Origin of the sequence: Mycobacterium colombiense (genome assembly GCF_001665835.1) — a bacterium.
Taxonomy (GTDB): Bacteria; Actinomycetota; Actinomycetes; order Mycobacteriales; family Mycobacteriaceae; genus Mycobacterium; species Mycobacterium colombiense_A.
In genome coordinates, this window is sequence record NZ_LZSX01000099.1 from 22951 (window position 1) to 39115 (window position 16165).

At 67.9% G+C, this 16165-nt stretch carries 17 protein-coding genes; 8 read left to right on the forward strand and 9 right to left on the reverse strand.

The features are described 5' to 3' along the window. The first annotated feature begins 5 nt into the window (after nt 1-5). The 3 genes from A5760_RS24195 to A5760_RS24205 are packed head-to-tail and all read left to right on the forward strand — an operon-like array spanning nt 6 to nt 3467. Complete coding sequence (locus A5760_RS24195) at nt 6-662, forward strand: MBL fold metallo-hydrolase (RefSeq protein ID WP_064885558.1); 657 nt, start codon at nt 6-8, stop codon at nt 660-662. Between the two features lie 3 nt (nt 663-665). Then, nucleotides 666-1937 carry a histidine--tRNA ligase gene (gene hisS, locus A5760_RS24200; protein WP_064885560.1) on the forward strand — a complete coding sequence of 424 codons (1272 nt, stop codon included), beginning with the start codon at nt 666-668 and terminating at the stop codon, nt 1935-1937. A 33-nt stretch (nt 1938-1970) separates the two neighbouring features. Further along, complete coding sequence (locus A5760_RS24205; protein ID WP_064885562.1) at nt 1971-3467, forward strand: HNH endonuclease signature motif containing protein; 1497 nt, start codon at nt 1971-1973, stop codon at nt 3465-3467. Between the two features lie 3 nt (nt 3468-3470). Here A5760_RS24205 and A5760_RS24210 read toward each other — a convergent pair whose 3' ends face one another. Both A5760_RS24210 and A5760_RS24215 read right to left on the reverse strand, forming a co-directional pair. Further along, the gene (locus tag A5760_RS24210) at nt 3471-3695 is read right to left on the reverse strand and encodes a hypothetical protein (protein ID WP_064885564.1); all 225 of its coding nucleotides are present in this window, start codon (nt 3693-3695) and stop codon (nt 3471-3473) included. 95 nt (nt 3696-3790) lie between these two features. Further along, complete coding sequence (locus A5760_RS24215; RefSeq protein WP_064885566.1) at nt 3791-4276, reverse strand: hypothetical protein; 486 nt, start codon at nt 4274-4276, stop codon at nt 3791-3793. 109 nt (nt 4277-4385) lie between these two features. Here A5760_RS24215 and A5760_RS24220 point away from each other — a divergent pair, with 109 nt between their 5' ends. Then, a complete protein-coding gene (locus A5760_RS24220; RefSeq protein ID WP_064885568.1) occupies nt 4386-5414 on the forward strand; it encodes an Rv2578c family radical SAM protein in 1029 nt (342 codons plus the stop codon). A 1-nt stretch (nt 5415) separates the two neighbouring features. Here A5760_RS24220 and A5760_RS24225 read toward each other — a convergent pair whose 3' ends face one another. Continuing rightward, nucleotides 5416-7017, reverse strand: a complete 1602-nt coding sequence (locus A5760_RS24225; RefSeq protein WP_064885570.1) for a fibronectin type III domain-containing protein — start codon at nt 7015-7017, stop codon at nt 5416-5418. An 88-nt stretch (nt 7018-7105) separates the two neighbouring features. Here A5760_RS24225 and A5760_RS24230 point away from each other — a divergent pair, with 88 nt between their 5' ends. Further along, nucleotides 7106-7534, forward strand: coding sequence for a hypothetical protein (locus A5760_RS24230; protein WP_064885572.1), 429 nt, complete (start codon nt 7106-7108; stop codon nt 7532-7534). Here A5760_RS24230 and A5760_RS24235 read toward each other — a convergent pair whose 3' ends face one another. From A5760_RS24235 to A5760_RS24245, 3 genes are read right to left on the reverse strand one after another with little or no spacing between them, the layout of a single operon-like run. Beyond that, entirely contained in the window at nt 7535-7873 is a 339-nt protein-coding gene (locus A5760_RS24235; protein WP_064885574.1) for a gamma-glutamylcyclotransferase family protein, read from the reverse strand. It lies immediately after the preceding gene. After that, nucleotides 7870-9474 carry an MFS transporter gene (locus A5760_RS24240; RefSeq protein ID WP_064885576.1) on the reverse strand — a complete coding sequence of 535 codons (1605 nt, stop codon included), beginning with the start codon at nt 9472-9474 and terminating at the stop codon, nt 7870-7872. The genes A5760_RS24235 and A5760_RS24240 overlap by 4 nt, the downstream gene beginning before the upstream one ends. A 49-nt stretch (nt 9475-9523) precedes the next feature. Next, complete coding sequence (locus A5760_RS24245; RefSeq protein WP_064885578.1) at nt 9524-10075, reverse strand: helix-turn-helix domain-containing protein; 552 nt, start codon at nt 10073-10075, stop codon at nt 9524-9526. 76 nt (nt 10076-10151) lie between these two features. On the opposite strand from A5760_RS24245, the gene A5760_RS24250 reads away from it, so the two are divergent. Then, nucleotides 10152-10937 (forward strand): aldolase, encoded by a 786-nt coding sequence (locus tag A5760_RS24250; RefSeq protein WP_064885580.1) that lies wholly within the window; start codon nt 10152-10154, stop codon nt 10935-10937. Between the two features lie 36 nt (nt 10938-10973). Continuing rightward, nucleotides 10974-11855 (forward strand): dihydrodipicolinate synthase family protein, encoded by an 882-nt coding sequence (locus tag A5760_RS24255; RefSeq protein WP_064885582.1) that lies wholly within the window; start codon nt 10974-10976, stop codon nt 11853-11855. 6 nt (nt 11856-11861) lie between these two features. On the opposite strand, the gene A5760_RS24260 is transcribed toward A5760_RS24255, so the two are convergent. The 3 genes from A5760_RS24260 to A5760_RS24270 form a co-directional block, all read right to left on the reverse strand. Beyond that, nucleotides 11862-12740 (reverse strand): neutral zinc metallopeptidase, encoded by an 879-nt coding sequence (locus A5760_RS24260; protein WP_064885584.1) that lies wholly within the window; start codon nt 12738-12740, stop codon nt 11862-11864. Nucleotides 12741-12749: 9 nt separating this feature from the next. Further along, complete coding sequence (locus A5760_RS24265) at nt 12750-13247, reverse strand: SRPBCC family protein (RefSeq protein WP_064885586.1); 498 nt, start codon at nt 13245-13247, stop codon at nt 12750-12752. Between the two features lie 125 nt (nt 13248-13372). Beyond that, nucleotides 13373-14272 (reverse strand): oxidoreductase, encoded by a 900-nt coding sequence (locus tag A5760_RS24270; RefSeq protein WP_196772199.1) that lies wholly within the window; start codon nt 14270-14272, stop codon nt 13373-13375. Between A5760_RS24270 and aspS the strand changes: the two genes are divergently transcribed. Beyond that, nucleotides 14271-16100 (forward strand): aspartate--tRNA ligase, encoded by a 1830-nt coding sequence (aspS, locus tag A5760_RS24275; RefSeq protein WP_155764454.1) that lies wholly within the window; start codon nt 14271-14273, stop codon nt 16098-16100. The two genes, A5760_RS24270 and aspS, sit on opposite strands and share 2 nt — an antisense overlap. Nucleotides 16101-16165 lie beyond the last annotated feature (65 nt).

Below are 16165 nucleotides of genomic sequence, written 5' to 3' on the forward strand. Positions count from 1 at the left end.
GAACCGTGTTGATCACCGGATTTCCCGCCGGCATGTTGCAGTGCAACTGCTACGTGCTGGCCGAGCGGCCAGGAACGGACGCCGTCATCGTGGATCCGGGGCAGCGGGCGATGGGTCCGCTGCGAAACATCCTGGACAAGAACCGGCTGACGCCGGCCGCGGTGCTGCTGACCCACGGGCACATCGACCACATGTGGTCGGCGCAGAAGGTGTCCGACACCTACGGTTGCCCGACGTATATCCACCCCGAGGACAGGTTCATGCTCACCGACCCGATCTACGGCCTGGGCCCCCGCCTGGCGCAGCTGGTGGCGGGCGCCTTCTGGCGGGAGCCCAAGCAGGTCGTCGAGCTGGACCGGGACGGCGACAAGCTGGACCTGGGCAGCGTGACCGTCAACGTCGACCACACGCCGGGACACACCCGCGGATCAGTGGTGTTCCGGGTCGCCGGGGACGAGGACGTCGTGTTCACCGGTGACACGCTCTTCGAACGCGCGGTGGGCCGCACCGACCTGTTCGGCGGCAGCGGCCGGGACCTGCTGACCTCGATCGTCGACAAACTTCTGGTGCTCGACGACAAGACCGTGGTGTTGCCGGGACACGGCAACTCCACCACCATCGGCGCCGAGCGGCGCCTCAACCCGTTCCTCGAAGGCCTGTAGCACGTGGGCGAGTTCTCCGCTTTTTCCGCGCCCAAGGGCGTGCCGGACTACGTCCCGCCGGATTCGGCGCAGTTCGTCGCGGTGCGCGACGGGCTGCTCGGCGCCGCCCGCCGGGCCGGCTACGGCGATATCGAGTTGCCCATCTTCGAAGACACCGCCCTGTTCGCCCGCGGCGTCGGCGAATCCACCGACGTGGTGTCCAAAGAGATGTACACGTTCGCCGACCGTGGCGATCGCTCGGTGACGTTGCGGCCCGAGGGCACCGCGGGCGTGGTGCGCGCGGTCATCGAACACGGCCTCGACCGCGGCGCGCTACCGATCAAACTCTGTTACGCGGGACCGTTTTTCCGCTATGAGCGTCCGCAGGCCGGCCGCTATCGCCAGCTGCAGCAGGTCGGCGTGGAGGCGATCGGTGTCGACGACCCGGCTCTGGACGCCGAGGTGATCGCGATCGCCGACGCCGGTTTCCGCTCGCTCGGGCTGGACGGATTCCGCCTGGAGATCACCTCACTGGGCGACGACAGCTGCCGGCCGCAGTATCGGGAATTGTTGCAGGACTTCCTGTTTGCGCTCGACCTGGACGATGAGACGCGACGGCGGGCGCAGCTCAACCCGCTGCGGGTGCTCGACGACAAGCGACCCGCGGTGCGCGCCATGATGGCCGACGCCCCGGTGCTGCTCGATCACCTGTCCGATGCGGCCAAGCAACACTTCGACACCGTGCTGGCGCACCTGGATGCGATGGGGGTGCCCTACGTCATCAACCCCCGCATGGTGCGCGGCCTGGACTACTACACCAAGACCACTTTCGAGTTCGTGCACGACGGCCTGGGCGCGCAGTCGGGCATCGGCGGCGGTGGCCGCTACGACGGCCTGATGCACCAACTCGGCGGACAAGACCTGTCCGGCATCGGGTTTGGGCTCGGTGTAGACCGGACGCTGCTGGCGCTGCGCGCGGAGGGCAAGAGTGTGGGGGAGGCCGCGCGGTGCGAGGTGTTCGGCGTGCCGCTGAGCGAGCAGGCCAAGCTGCGGCTGGCGGTGCTGGCCGCGCAGTTGCGCGCCGGCGGTGTGCGCGTCGACCTGGCCTACGGCGACCGCGGACTCAAGGGCGCGATGCGCGCGGCCGACCGCTCCGGGGCCCGGATCGCGCTGGTCCTCGGCGACCGCGACATCGAGGGCGGCACCGTCGGGGTGAAGGATCTCGGGACCGGGGAGCAGGTCCCCGTCGCGCTGGATTCCGTTGTCGCCGAGGTGCTCGGGCGGTTCGGTCGCTGAGGTTTGTCGCCCGCGAGTGATAGGCTCGAACACATGTTCGAAGAAGTCCGGGCTCGGTTCGACGACCTTGTCGAGCGCCATTACCCGTCGGCGACGTCGGTGTCGGTAGGTCTGCTGGAGCGGATCGGAGCGGCCGCCCGGGCGGAGAATCGGTCGGCGGCCGCGCAGTTGGTAGCGATTGCTGAGTTGTTTTCTTACCGGCTGTCACGGTGTTCGGAGACCGAGGAGTGGGCGGTCGACACCGAGGCGGCGGTGAGCGCGGAGGTGGCCGCGGAGTTGCGGATAGGCCAGGGACTGGCCGCCAGCCGCGTGCGCTATGCCCGTGCGATGCGTGAGCGGCTGCCGAAGGTAGGTGCGGTGTTCGCGGCCGGCGATATCGACTACCGAATGTTTCAAACGATGGTGTTCCGCACCGATTTGATCACCGACCCCGACGTGTTGGGCGCCGTGGACACCGAGCTGGCCGCCAACGTCACCAGGTGGCCGTCACTGAGCCAGGGCCGGCTGGCCGCGCAGGTGGACAAGGTGGTGGCTCGCGCTGATGCGGACGCGGTACGACGCCGCAAGGAGCGCATAGCCGATCGCGAGATCTGGATCGCCGATGCGGGCGACGGCATGTCGCATATCGAAGGCACCCTGGTGAGTCCGGACGCGCATGCGTTGGATCAGCGGTTAGACGCGTTGGCGGCCACGGTGTGTGAGCGCGATCCGCGCACCCGGGAGCAGCGCCGCGCTGGCGCGTTGGGGGCGTTGGCGGCCGGCGCGGACCGGTTGGGGTGCCGGTGCGGGCGATCGGATTGCGCGGCTGGTAAACGGCCCGCGGCCAGCCCCGTGGTGATTCATGTGATCGCCGAGCAGGCCGTGCTGGATGGCCGCGGTTCAACGCCCGCCGCTCAGATAGGTGCGCAGGGCTTGGTCCCGCCGGAGTTGCTCGGCGAGTTGGCCGCTTCGGCCAAGCTGACCCCGCTGGTACATCCCGGTGATGCGCCACCGGAGCCCGGTCATGTGCCCTCCAAGGCGCTGGCCGATTTCGTGCGCTGCCGGGATTTGACGTGTCGCTGGCCCGGGTGCGACCGCCCGGCCACCGACTGCGACCTCGACCATACGATCCCGTATGCCGACGGCGGCCCCACACACGCGTCGAATCTCAAATGTTATTGCCGCACACATCATTTGGTGAAGACTTTCTGGGGCTGGCGCGACACCCAATTGTGCGACGGGACCCTCATCTTGACGTCCCCGTCGGGACATACGTACGTCACGACCCCGGGCAGCGCGCTGCTATTCCCCAGCTTGTGCGTGCCCACTGGCGGCGCGAGCCCTTTGCCAGCGGCCACCAGCGCCGAGCCGTGCGGCGACCGGACGGCGATGATGCCCAAGCGCCGCCGCACCCGGGCGCAAAACCGCAGCGTTCGCATCGCCACCGAACGCCATCGCAATCGAATGGCGCGTCAGGCCGAAACGCCTTCCTACACTCGGGGTTCCGACTTGACCCATGCCGTTGGCGACGGGGAGCCGCCGCCCTTCTAAGTGCTATTTCTTGCTGGGAATAATGATGACGACGATCAACGTCAGGATCGAGAAGAACAGCCCGAGAATTCCCCAGCCCAGCGGATTGCGGCCCTTCATCATGGCGATGATTCCGCAGATTATTGCGGCGATAATGCTGCCGATAGCGACGAAAATTCCCTTGATGCCACGGAGGATAAAGCCGGCCGCGATCGGGTCCGAACTCGCCAGAATTACCTGGTGCAACATGACAGGTCCTTTCGTGAGGGGCCCTCCGGTAATACCCGCACAAATGTCGCGCAAAACCGAAACTCGATTCACGTGCCCCATGCGAGGTTGTGGTTTTATCCGCCCGGATAACCGCGGCGCATCGTGCGGTCGAGAATTCCCAAAGTCGCACGCAATGCGCCCTCGGACAGAATCGGGAAAATCCCGGCTTCCCGCCACTTCGGGTCGATGTTCGACCAGTCGTAGAACGAGGTGACGATCGTGGCCTCGGCGTCCTCGGTGGGTGTGAGCGCGTAGCCGTAGACATGGCCGATCGGCGGCTGAATCTGGCCCAGAACCGTCCAGCAAATCAGGCGGTCCTGTTCGAATTCCTTGATGTCGACGGTGACGTCGTATCTGCCCAATTCCGGGAAATCGTTTAATGATTCGCGGTCCATGTGGACGACGAACTGGTCACCGACGGCGCGCACCGGATCACCCTCGGCGTCTTGAAGCATCCCGGACGAGTCGATCGCCACGTGGCCCTGCGGGTCGCACAGCACGGCGAAGATCGCATCCGCGGGGGCGGCGATGGTGCGGGAAGTCTCAATGCGTTCGGTCATCGGTCCTCGCGGCCGGCGTAGGGGCGATACGGTCGACGTTCACTGTACGACCAGAGAACGCGCCGCCCGGTGCTTGACTCGTCCTCGAACTAATGTTCGAATAGACCACATGCGGTGGGCAAACCAGGCCGTCGCGGTCAACGGGACGCCGGTCGAGGACGGGGCGCTGCCGGGGCTGCAGCGCATCGGCTTCCTGCGCAGCGTGCGCTCGCCGCAGTTCGACGGGATCACCTTTCACGAGGTTGTGTGCAAGTCCGCACTGAACAAGGTGCCGAACGCGGCTGCGCTGCCGTTCCGCTACACCGTCAACGGCTACCGCGGCTGCTCGCACGCCTGCCGGTACTGCTTCGCCCGGCCCACCCACGAATACCTGGAGCTGGACTGCGGCAACGACTTCGACACTCAGGTCGTCGTGAAGACCAACGTCGTCGAGGTGCTGCGCCGCGAGCTGCGACGGCCGTCCTGGCAGCGCGAGACCGTCGCCCTGGGCACCAACACCGATCCGTACCAGCGGGCCGAGGGGCGCTACGCGCTGATGCCCGGCATCATCGGCGCCCTGGCCGAATCGGGTACGCCGCTGTCGATCCTGACCAAGGGGACGCTGCTGCGGCGCGACCTGCCGTTGATCACCCAAGCCGCGGCGCAGGTTCCGGTCTCGGTCGCGGTGTCGCTGGCCGTCGGCGATCCCGAGCTGCACAAAGACGTCGAGCCCGGCACGCCCACACCGCAGGCGCGGCTGGGCCTGATCCGTGCGATCCGTGCCGCCGGGCTGGACTGTCATGTGATGGTCGCGCCGGTGCTGCCGCATCTCACCGATTCCGTCGAGCATCTCGACGGGCTGCTCGGCCAGATCGCGGCGGCCGGTGCCAGCAGCGTCACGGTTTTCGGCCTGCATCTACGCAGCTCGACCAGGGGGTGGTTCATGGCGTGGCTGGCACGCTCGCATCCCGAACTGGTCGGCCGCTATCGCGAGCTGTACCGGCGCGGTGCCTACCTGCCGCAGGGCTATCGCGACATGTTGCGGCAGCGGGCCGCCCCGCTGATCGCCAAGCATCGACTGGCCGGTGACCACCGCCCGTTCTCGCGAGCGGCCCCGGCCGCGCCGGCGCCGGAACCCGTTCAGGCGACGCTGTTTTGAGCTAGTCCGCCTTGTCACCGCGCGGCTTGGTGAGCGTGAATTCGTCGATCACGGCGACCTCACCGAACGGGCCCCGCAGTGCGTAGTGCGTCGCCTTGATCGAGGTGTTACCGCCGGGTTGGCCCGGGTCGACGTCGAAAGCCACGAAACCATAAGGGTTCTCGCGGTCGCGAAAAGCCGACCACGGCGCGTCCTCCAGAACGTAGATCGGGGCCCCGCGGCCCAGCCGTGGATCGAACGCGCCCACGCCGGTGACAACGCGGCACCGGAGATCGGGGAAGAACATCGCGTTGCTCGGCGCCGAGGTGCCGCCGCCACCGATGACCAGGTGTACCGTTCCGCGGGTGGCGTCGATGACATCGTTTCGGGTGTCGACGGGTATCGGCGTGCGGGTGTCGGTGCCCAGCGTGCCGCGCAACGGATGCGAGCGTTCGTAGTGGTGTTCGTGACCGCACACCACCAGATCGACCTGATACTGGTCGAACAGCGGCAGCCATTCCTCACGGATGCCCAGGTCGGCCCCGTTGGTCTTATCGGCGGTGGAGATCGCCGTCTGGTGCATGCAGACGACAATCCAGTCGATATCCGGGTCGCGCCGGGCCGCGGCGAGTTCGTTTGCAAGCCAGCGCTTTTGCTCGCCGCCGGAGTAGCCGTGCACGTAGAAGTTGCCGCCGTCCTGGAAGGCGACGTCGTCGTTGCTCAGACTGATCACCCGCACCGAGCCGGCGGTGAACGAGTACCACATGCCGCGGGTCTCGGGGCTCGACCCGGAATCGGGTACCGCGAAGTAGGCCTGATAGGCCCCGTAACCGATTGGCCCGTTACCCAATTCGTTCTCGTGATTGCCGGCCGCGGGCATCCAGGGCCGGTATCGCGCCGAGCGGGTGTTGTTCTCGAACCAGTTCGACCAGGTGCGCACCCGGTCTCGGGCCAGGTTGGCGTAGCACAGGTCGCCGTTGATCAGGTTGAACAGCGGCCCCATCCGTTCGATCGCCATGGTGGTGTCGGCGGCGGCCGGCGAGCCGATGTTGTCGGTGGCGTAGCTGCCGTCGGGCATCTTGGCCAGTGCCGGCGTGGACTGGTCACCGAAGCTGGTGAACAGCAGTCGCTTTCGGCCCGTCGGCGCGGTGCGCACGGTGCCCTGCTCCGGTTCCGCGCCGTCGTGCAGCGCGGCGTACACGTAGTCGGTGTCCGGGGTGAGGTTGGTCAGCCGGGCGTGGTTGACGCGAACTTCGGTGCCAGACTTCGCGTCCCGGTAGGTGCGGGTTTCCGCGGCGACGGTGCGGACGAAGCCGGACGCCGGCGTTCCGAGCAGGACCCGCGGATTACGGACGGCGTCGGTGGTGTGCCACGACACCACCACTTCGGTGCCGGCGTTCTTCCCGAACTGCAGGTGCAGCCCGCCGACCGGCGGCGCGCCGTGGCGATCGGGCTGCAGCCAGGCCATCGGGCCCCGCGGACGTGACCACAGCAGCACGGCACCGCCCCCGATGCCCACCCCGAGGGCGGCCGACACCGCCCCGGTCGTCAGCAACCGGCGGCGGGTCACCGGCACTTCGGCGCTATCGGCCTGTTTGGGGGCCGGACGCGTCTCATCGCTCATGCTTGCTTCATACCGGAGCCGGGCAACCGCGGGCACAGCTGCCGGTAAACACCAAACCGCCGCTAACGAATCCGGTAGCGTTTTCGATATGACGAACGTGCAAAGGACAGCGAGCGCGATCTCAGCGGTAACGCTGGCAATGGCCGCGGGGGCGGTGTTGACGCCGGCGACGGCGCATGCGGATGGCCACCAGGTGACCTACACCGTGACCAGCCCCAACAATCTGACCGCCAACGTCTCGTACGTGAACGCCGACCCGCCCAGCCAGGCCGCTTTCAGCGCGGACCCGTCGAAGTTCTCGACCAGCGTGCAGGCCCCGCTCAGCGGCGGAGCGCCGGTCACCTACACCGCCACCCTGGCGAACCCGAGCCAGTTTGCGAGCATCACCGCCAGCGGCATGCTGCACTGGCCGGATTCGGGCAACGGCCCCGCCCAATTCCACTGCGAGATCGCCGTGGACGGCCAGGTGGTCGCGCATCAGGACGCGACCACCACCGTCACCTGCCGACCCAGCTAGTCAGCCGGCGAAGACGTACGCCCACGCGGTCGCGCCGGATCGCAGCGGCACCTCGGTGCGGCGGTACTCGTCCACCTCGTACTCATCGGCGGCCGCCAGATCGGCTTCGCTGATGGCGAACACCGTGCCGTCCACGTGCGCGTCGGGACGGTTGCTCGGCCGCAGGATCGGGTGGCGGTAGCTGCCGCTGGTCGCGACGATGTGCGGGTCGGTGATGGTGACGTATTCCAGTTCGTAGCCGACGATCGCGTCGCGGTGGCCGGTGAGCTCGCGGCCGAACGTCGCGCGCTGGACGTCGGGCTGTTGCAGGGTGCCGTAGGAGAACAACAGCTGGATCATCGGTGCACCCGCAGCGCCAGGTAGTACTCGTGCTGCCGGGTGCTGTCGACGGTGTAACTCACCGCCGTCGCCAGGCCGTCGTGGTCGGACTCCAGCCAGCGCTCGGTGTGCTGGTGCTGAAACTCCGTCCAGGACGGCACGGTGAACCTCTCGAGGACCGCGTCGGGGTCTTCGATGCTGTGATAGAGCCGCCAGCTGTGTCCACCGGTGCGCAGCCGCGATCGCCGCACGGCGCTCATCGCGTTGACGAACTCCTGAAGTTTGTCCGCCGCCACCCGATAGCGGATGGCCACCAGGACCGGCCCGTCGTTGGGACAGGGTTCGAAGACGATCATGGGCGACGGCCATGCCCTGGAGATGTCGCGGCTGAGCTTTCCGGTCGACGGCCGCAAGGGGAGAACGGCGACGCTGAGGGCGGCGGCGCCCAGGAACGCGGCCGACAAGCTGAGCGCGAGATCAAGCCCCGCGCGGGTGGCGATGGCGCCCCAGAGGTATGAGCCGAATGCCTGGGATCCCGTGAAAACCAAGAGATACACCGACAATCCGCGGGCCCGCACCCACTGCGGCAGGTGGAGTTGCGCCGCGGCGTTCAGCGTCGTCAAGGTGATCAACCAGGTCGTCCCGGACAGCACCAGAAGCGGCGCCGCCGCGGCGAACGGCAGCCACACCACGGCGAGCGGCGCAAGTGCGTACGCGGCGGCCGAAATGGCCAGCAGGCCGTTGGGCGGCACCTTCTGGCGCAGCGGCGCGGGAACCGCGACGGCGAGCACCGCGCCAAAACCTATGGCGCCCAACGCCACACCGTAGCCACCGGCCCCCAGGTGCCACCGGTCGGCGGCGGCCACCGGCAACAGCGCCAGCAGCGCCGAGGCGGGAAACACGAAAAGGGCTGTGCGCAAGAGGATCCTGCGGAAAATGGGCCCGTTGGCGACGTACCGGAAGCCGGTGACGATGGCCTGGCTGAAGTGTTCCCGTTCGACGGGCGGCTCTTGCTTGGGTCGGCGCCACGCCGCCAGGGCGACGATGATGCCGGCGAAGGATATCGCGTTGATGGCGAAGACGGCTCCGGGGCCGGTCGCCGCCAGCACCACGCCGCCGATCGCGGGCCCGACCACGCGGGCGATGTTCACCGAGACGCTGGCCAACGTCGCCGCGGCGGGAATCTCCTCGCGCGTGACGACCTCGGGCTGAATCGCCTGCCAGGCCGGTGCGGTCAGGGCGGAGGCGAAGCCGACCGCCAACGTGAACAGCAACAGTGAGGTCGGGGTAAGGGTGCCGAGGAACGTCAGCACGGCCAGGGCCAGCGTCACCACGACCGCATACGACTGCAGGAAGATCAGCAGTCGCCGCCGGTCGAAGAGGTCGGCCAGCGCCCCGGCGAAGAATCCCAGCAGCAGCGTCGGTCCCAGACTCGCGGTTTGAACCAGGGCCACGATGACGGGACTGCTGTGGTCTTCGATCAGGAACCATTGCGCCGCGACACTTTGCATCCAGGTCCCGACGTTGGAGACGAACTGCGCGATGAACAACGTGCGGAACACGCGATTGCGCATCGGTGCCCACGCGGACGCTTGCCGGTCCTCGGTTTGCGTTGAAGGCATACTGCAACGCCTTTCGCGTCTGCGGGAGGAAGCGGTGGGGGATAGAAGTCTAGGACACAAAGATGTCGCGGGTGCTGCGGGCGCCGGGTTCGGCATGCGCGACGACGACCACTTCGGCGGGTTCGGCGCCGACCGCCCGGATCTTATGGCTGACCGATGCGTCGAAATAGGCGCTGTCGCCCGGGCCGAGCATGAACGTCTGGTCCCCGTAATCGAGTTCGACGGTTCCGGCGTGCACGAACATGAACTCCTGGCCGGCGTGTTCGGGATGGGGATCGTCGGCAAGCTGCTCCGTCGGGCGAACCACGAACGGCGACATCGACTTTCCCAGCAGCGACGAGGCGAGCACCCGGTAGCGCCCACCCTCGGCGTCGCCGCTGGCACGCTCGACGGTGATCTTCTCCTGCGCCGCCTCCTCGGAGAACAGCCGCCCCACGTCGACGTCGAGGGCCTTGGCGACTTTGAGAGCCACCGCGATCGACGGTGTGCTGCAACGGCGTTCGATCTTGGACAGGTAGCTCTTGGTCAGTCCGGTCTGCCGGGCCAACTCCTCCAGGGTGAGGCCGCGTTGCTTGCGGACCGCGCGCAGCAGTGCGGTCACGGGCCACCCCTCTCATGACACAAGGTTTCCTATAGTGATACTATTGTGTCACACGTTCGCGCCGAGGGAGCCGATTATGGCCAGCACGTTCACCGAATCGAAGTCTGAATTGATGCGCCGGGCTGCCGAGCAGTTGACGGCCAACGTCGCCGATTCGCAGTTGACCACCCGTCAGAAGCTGGCTTTGACGTGCCGGGCGCTGTTCGACGCCGGGCATGACTCCGGGCTGGCCGGGCAGATCACCGCCCGCGCCGAGGCGGACGGCACCTACTACACCCAGCGGCTGGGCCTGGGGTTCGATGAGATCACCGACGACAACCTGCTGCTGGTCGACGAGGACCTCAACGTCCTGGACGGGGACGGAATCGCGAACCCCGCCAACCGTTTTCACAGCTGGATCTACCGCGCCCGGCCCGACGTCCAGTGCATCGTGCACACCCACGCCTTTCACGTGGCGGCGTTGTCGATGCTGGAAGTCCCGCTGATCGTCTCCCACATGGACACCACGCCGCTCTACGACGACTGCGCGTTCTTGCCGAAATGGCCGGGCGTCCCGGTCGGCAACGAAGAGGGCGAGATCATCAGCGCCGCCCTCGGCGACAAGAAGGCGGTGCTGCTGGCGCACCACGGCCACGTCATCGCCGGTGCCAGCGTCGAGGAGGCGTGTTCGTTGGGAATCCTCATCGAGCGCGCCGCCAAACTGCAGCTGACCGCCATGGCCGCCGGCACCGTCAAGGAACTGCCCGAAGAACTGGCCCGTGAGGCCCATGACTGGACGCTGTCACCGCAGCGCAGCCGCGCCAACTTCGCCTACTACGCCCGCCGGGCTTTGGCCCGGCACCCCGACGTGTTGACCAGCTGAACCCGTTATCCGCCAACCCAATCCAAGGAGCCCGCTGTGGCGCGACCGTCAGAGCCCAAGATCCACGGCATCATCGCCTACCCGGTGACCCCGTTCTCCGAAAAGGGGATTGACACCGGTCGGCTGGCCGCACTGGTCGAGCGGCTGGTGTCCGCCGGCGTTCACGCGATCGCGCCGCTGGGCAGCACCGGCGAACTGGCGTACCTCGAGGAACCCGAGGTCGATACCGTCGTCGACACCACCATCGCCACCGTGGCCGGCCGCGTCCCGGTGATCGTCGGGGTGTCGGATGTGACCACCGCCAAGACGATTCGGCGCGCCACGTACGCACAGCAAGCCGGGGCCGACGCGGTAATGATCCTGCCGGTGTCCTACTGGAAGCTCACCAAGCGCGAGATCTTCCAGCATTACCGCAGCATCAGTGACGCCATCTCCATCCCGATCATGGCCTACAACAACCCGGCCACCAGCGGCGTCGACATGCCTCCCGAGTTGCTGGTGCGCATGTTCGAAGCCATCGACAACGTGCGCATGGTCAAGGAATCCACCGGTGACCTGACCCGGATGCAGCGCATCGCCGAACTGTCCGGCGACCGGTTGCCCTTTTACAACGGCAGCAACCCGCTGGTGCTCGACGCGCTGAAGGCCGGAGCGTCCGGATGGTGCACGGCCGCACCGAATCTGCGGCCACAACCCTGCATCGACCTGTACGAGGCGGTGCGCGCGCAAGACCTCGACAACGCGCAGAAGCTCTACGACGACCTCAAGCCGCTGCTCACCTTCATCGTCGCGGGCGGACTGGCCACCACCGTGAAGGCCGGCCTGGAGCTGCTCGATTTCCCGGTCGGCGACCCGCGCGCCCCGCTGCTGCCGCTCGACGAGCAGGGCCGCGCCGAGCTGCGGGGCTTGCTCGCCTAGCTGCGGCTAACCCAGGTCGGGCGCGGAGAAGGTGTCACACTTCTTCGGGTCACCGGTCTGGTAGCCGATGGTGAACCACTTCTGCCGCTGTTCCGACGAACCGTGCGTCCAGGACTCGGGGCTGACCCGGCCGGTGGATTCCTTCTGGATGCGGTCATCGCCCACCGAGGCCGCGGCCGAGAGGGCATCGGAAATGTCCTTGTCGCTCAACGGCTCCAGGTAGGGAACGCCGGTGCTCTCCTGCTTGACCGTGGAGGCGTAGTGCGCCCAGATCCCGGCGTAGCAGTCGGCCTGTAGCTCGGTGCGCACGCCGTTACCGCCGGCGCCCTGCGCGCCCTGCTGAGAGCGGCCCAGCAGGCCCTGCAGCTGCTGCACGTGGTGGCCATACTCGTGGGCGACCACGTACTCCTGGGCGAACGGCCCACCGCTGGAACCGAATCGATCGACCAGCTCCTGGAAGAAGTCGGTGTCGAAATACGCCGTCTTGTCCACCGGGCAGTAGAACGGCCCGACCGCGGTAGTGGCGTGTCCGCAGCCGGTCTCCACCGATCCGGTGAACAGCCGGACGTGGGGACGGGTGTAACCCTGCAGCAGCTGGTGCCACACCGCGTCCACCGAGTTGCCGGTGGCGACCACGCGGCATTGGACGTACTTGTTGGCGTCGGCGCCGGTCTTGCACTGGCTCAGGTCGAACCCGGGCGCCGAGTAGCCACCGGTGTTCGTCTGCTGGGAATTCATGACGCGGCCGGGATCGACGCCCAAGAACAGCGCGCCGATGAGAATTAGCAGCCCGAGGCCACCACCCCCGACGGCCATTCCCATGCCGCCCCCGCCGGACGAGGACGCGGTGCTGGTGTCGATCTGCATGCCCTCGTTGAAGGTCATGACGCTCTCCTAACGTTGCCGGGTCGCAAGGGAGTCGGTGTAGCTGCGCAGGTTGCGCAGGTAGCGGCGCAGGGCCAGGTTCAGCAGCGGCCCCACCACGACCATCGCCAGCTTCGCCGGTCCGGCCGGCTTCTGGGCCATGGTCCACGTCAGCCGGCAGCCACCCGGGATGACCTCGACCCGGTAATCCTCGGCGAAGGCGGCCACGGATCGGGTCGAGCATTCATTGAACCGGAATGCCATGTGCGTGAACGGTTCCCACGCGAGGAATTCCTCGTTGCCGACGATGCCGCCGCGCATCTCGACGACGCGGGTGGTCCCGACGCCGCGCGGCTCGGGGCTGGTCCACGTCACCTTGGTGATCACCTTCGCCCACCGCGGCCACGACTGGGCATCCGACAGCACCTCGAACAGCTGCTCGGGGGTGATGGCCAGGTCGACGCTGTTGCTGAACCGGAAGGGTGCGGTCTCGGTGAAGCTCGTATCGACGCGCTCGCACGGGAACATGACAACAACTTAGTCCGGCGACGATGCGCACGGTGAAACCGCGGGAGGAGGAGCTGGACAATTCAACTTGGTCCGGCGACGATGCGCGCGGTGAAACCGCGGGAGGAGGAGCTGGACAATTCAACTTAGCCGGGGCCGTCGCTGGCCGCGGCCAGTAAGGGCACTATGACGTCGCTGATCGGCGTGGCCAGGCCGTGGGCCCGGCCCTTGCGAATGATCACGCCGTTGCGGATGTCCCATTCCATCGCCCGCTGATGTTCCGCGTCGGTCAGGATCGACGTGCTCATGTCCTCGGCGACGTTGCGGAACATGTCGACCAGTTCGTCGACCACGCCGTCGGCCAGCCGGGCGCCCTCGGCCCGGGCGACCGCCAGGCACTCGGCGACATAGCGCCGCGACAGCGCGGCGACGTCGTCGCGGCGGAACATCCCGGACCGCCTCCGCGCCAGCGCCATGAACCCCGCCAGGGCGTTGGTGAGCAGCTTGTGCCAGGCCGCGGTGATGATGTCGGGTTCGCAGTCCACCCGGCACCCGGCGCCGCGCAGCAGCTCGGCGACGGCCTGTCCGGACGGCCCGCTGGGCAGGACCAGCGCCGCCTCACTGCGCAGCCTCACCCAGCCCGAGGGCTGGGTGACGGCCGAATACCACACGATGCCGGGGATGACGGGGGACAGCGGGCAGTGCGGCTGCACCTGCTCGACCTGCTCGACACCGTTTTGCAGCACCACGACGATGGTGTGGACGTCGCACAGCCGGTCCAGCCAGCCGGCCGCCGCGTCGTTCTGGGTGGCCTTGACGGCCAGTAGGACGACGTCCACCGACCCGGTCACCTCGGCGGGATCGGTGCGCACCGGCCCGGGGACGACGATCGGATCGGCTCCGTCGGGCCGCAGTTCGATGGCATCGCGCGGGGTGCGACCGCACACCATCACCGAGTGACCGGCCCGGTACAGCAGCGCGGCGGCCGTCGTGCCGACGGCGCCGGGACCGACCAGGGCGATGTTGGTAGCAGCGTCTGTGGCGATGCCACCGAAATTACCTCCTTTAGACTGGGCACTCGTTCTGGCCAGTGAAAAGGAGTGTTTCGTGCTGCGCAGTCACGCCGCGGGTTCGCTGAGGAGTAGCGACGCCGGGCAGCAGGTGACGCTGGCGGGCTGGGTGGCCCGTCGCCGCGACCACGGCGGCGTCATCTTCATCGACCTGCGGGACGCCTCGGGCGTCGCGCAGGTGGTGTTCCGCGACCCGGACGTCCTGGCCCAGGCGCACCGGCTGCGCGCCGAGTTCTGCGTCGCGGTGACCGGGGTCGTCGAGATCCGGCCGGAAGGCAACGCCAACCCGGAGATCGCGACCGGCGACATCGAGGTCAACGCGACCTCGCTGACCGTGCTCGGCGAGAGCGCGCCGCTGCCTTTCCAGCTCGACGAGCCCGCCGGCGAGGAGCTGCGGTTGAAGTACCGCTACCTCGACCTGCGCCGGGACGGCCCGGCCGCGGCAATGCGGCTGCGCTCCAAGGTGAATGCGGCCGCGCGCGCGGTGCTGGCGCGGCACGATTTCGTCGAGATCGAGACCCCGACGATCACCCGGTCGACGCCTGAGGGGGCGCGCGACTTCCTGGTGCCGGCCCGCCTGCACCCGGGCTCGTTCTACGCCCTGCCGCAGAGCCCGCAGCTGTTCAAGCAGCTGCTGATGGTGGCCGGCATGGAGCGCTACTACCAGATCGCGCGCTGCTATCGCGACGAGGATTTCCGCGCCGACCGCCAACCCGAATTCACCCAGCTCGACCTGGAGATGAGCTTCGTCGACGCCGAGGACATCATCGCCGTCTCCGAGGAGATCCTGGCCGCGCTGTGGGCGCTGATCGGCTACGAGATCCCGCGCCCGATCCCGCGGATCAGCTACGCCGATGCCATGCGGCGGTTCGGCTCCGACAAGCCCGACATGCGGTTCTCACTCGAGCTCGTCGAGTGCGCGGAGTTCTTCAAAGACACCACGTTTCGCGTCTTCCAGGCGCCGTACGTCGGTGCGGTCGTGATGCCCGGCGGGGCCTCGCAGCCGCGGCGCACCCTGGACGGCTGGCAGGAGTGGGCCAAGCAGCGCGGGCACCGGGGGCTGGCCTACGTGCTCGTCGGCGACGACGGCGAGCTGGGCGGTCCGGTGGCCAAGAACCTGTCCGACGCCGAACGCGACGGTCTGGCCGCCCACGCCGGGGCCAAGCCGGGGGACTGCATCTTCTTCTCGGCCGGCCCGGCGAAGTCGTCACGGGCGCTGCTGGGCGCGGCCCGCGGCGAGATCGCCAAGCGGCTGGGCCTCATTGACCCGGACGCGTGGGCCTTCGTGTGGGTGGTCGACCCGCCCCTGTTCGAGCCCGCCGAGGACGCGACCGCCGCCGGCGATGTGGCGGTCGGCTCCGGGGCGTGGACCGCGGTGCACCACGCGTTCACCTCGCCCAAGCCGCAATACGAGGACTCTCTCGACTCCGATCCCGGCAACGTGCCGGCCGACGCCTACGACATCGTCTGCAACGGCAACGAGATCGGCGGCGGCTCGATCCGCATCCACCGCCGCGACATTCAGGAGCGGGTGTTCGCCGTGATGGGCCTGGACAAGGCCGAGGCCGAAGAGAAGTTCGGATTCCTGTTGGAGGCGTTCACCTTTGGCGCGCCGCCGCACGGCGGCATCGCGTTCGGCTGGGACCGGATCAACGCGCTGCTGTCCGGGGTCGACTCGATCCGAGAGGTGATCGCGTTCCCCAAGACCGGCGGCGGCGTCGACCCGCTCACCGAGGCGCCGGCACCCATCACGGCGCAGCAGCGCAAGGAGTCCGGAATAGACGCCAAGCTGCGACCCAGCTAACTCGCTGACTTGCAACGGACCGTGCTCATGTGCTCGCGGCGGTCAAGTCGATGACGCCGCGTTCA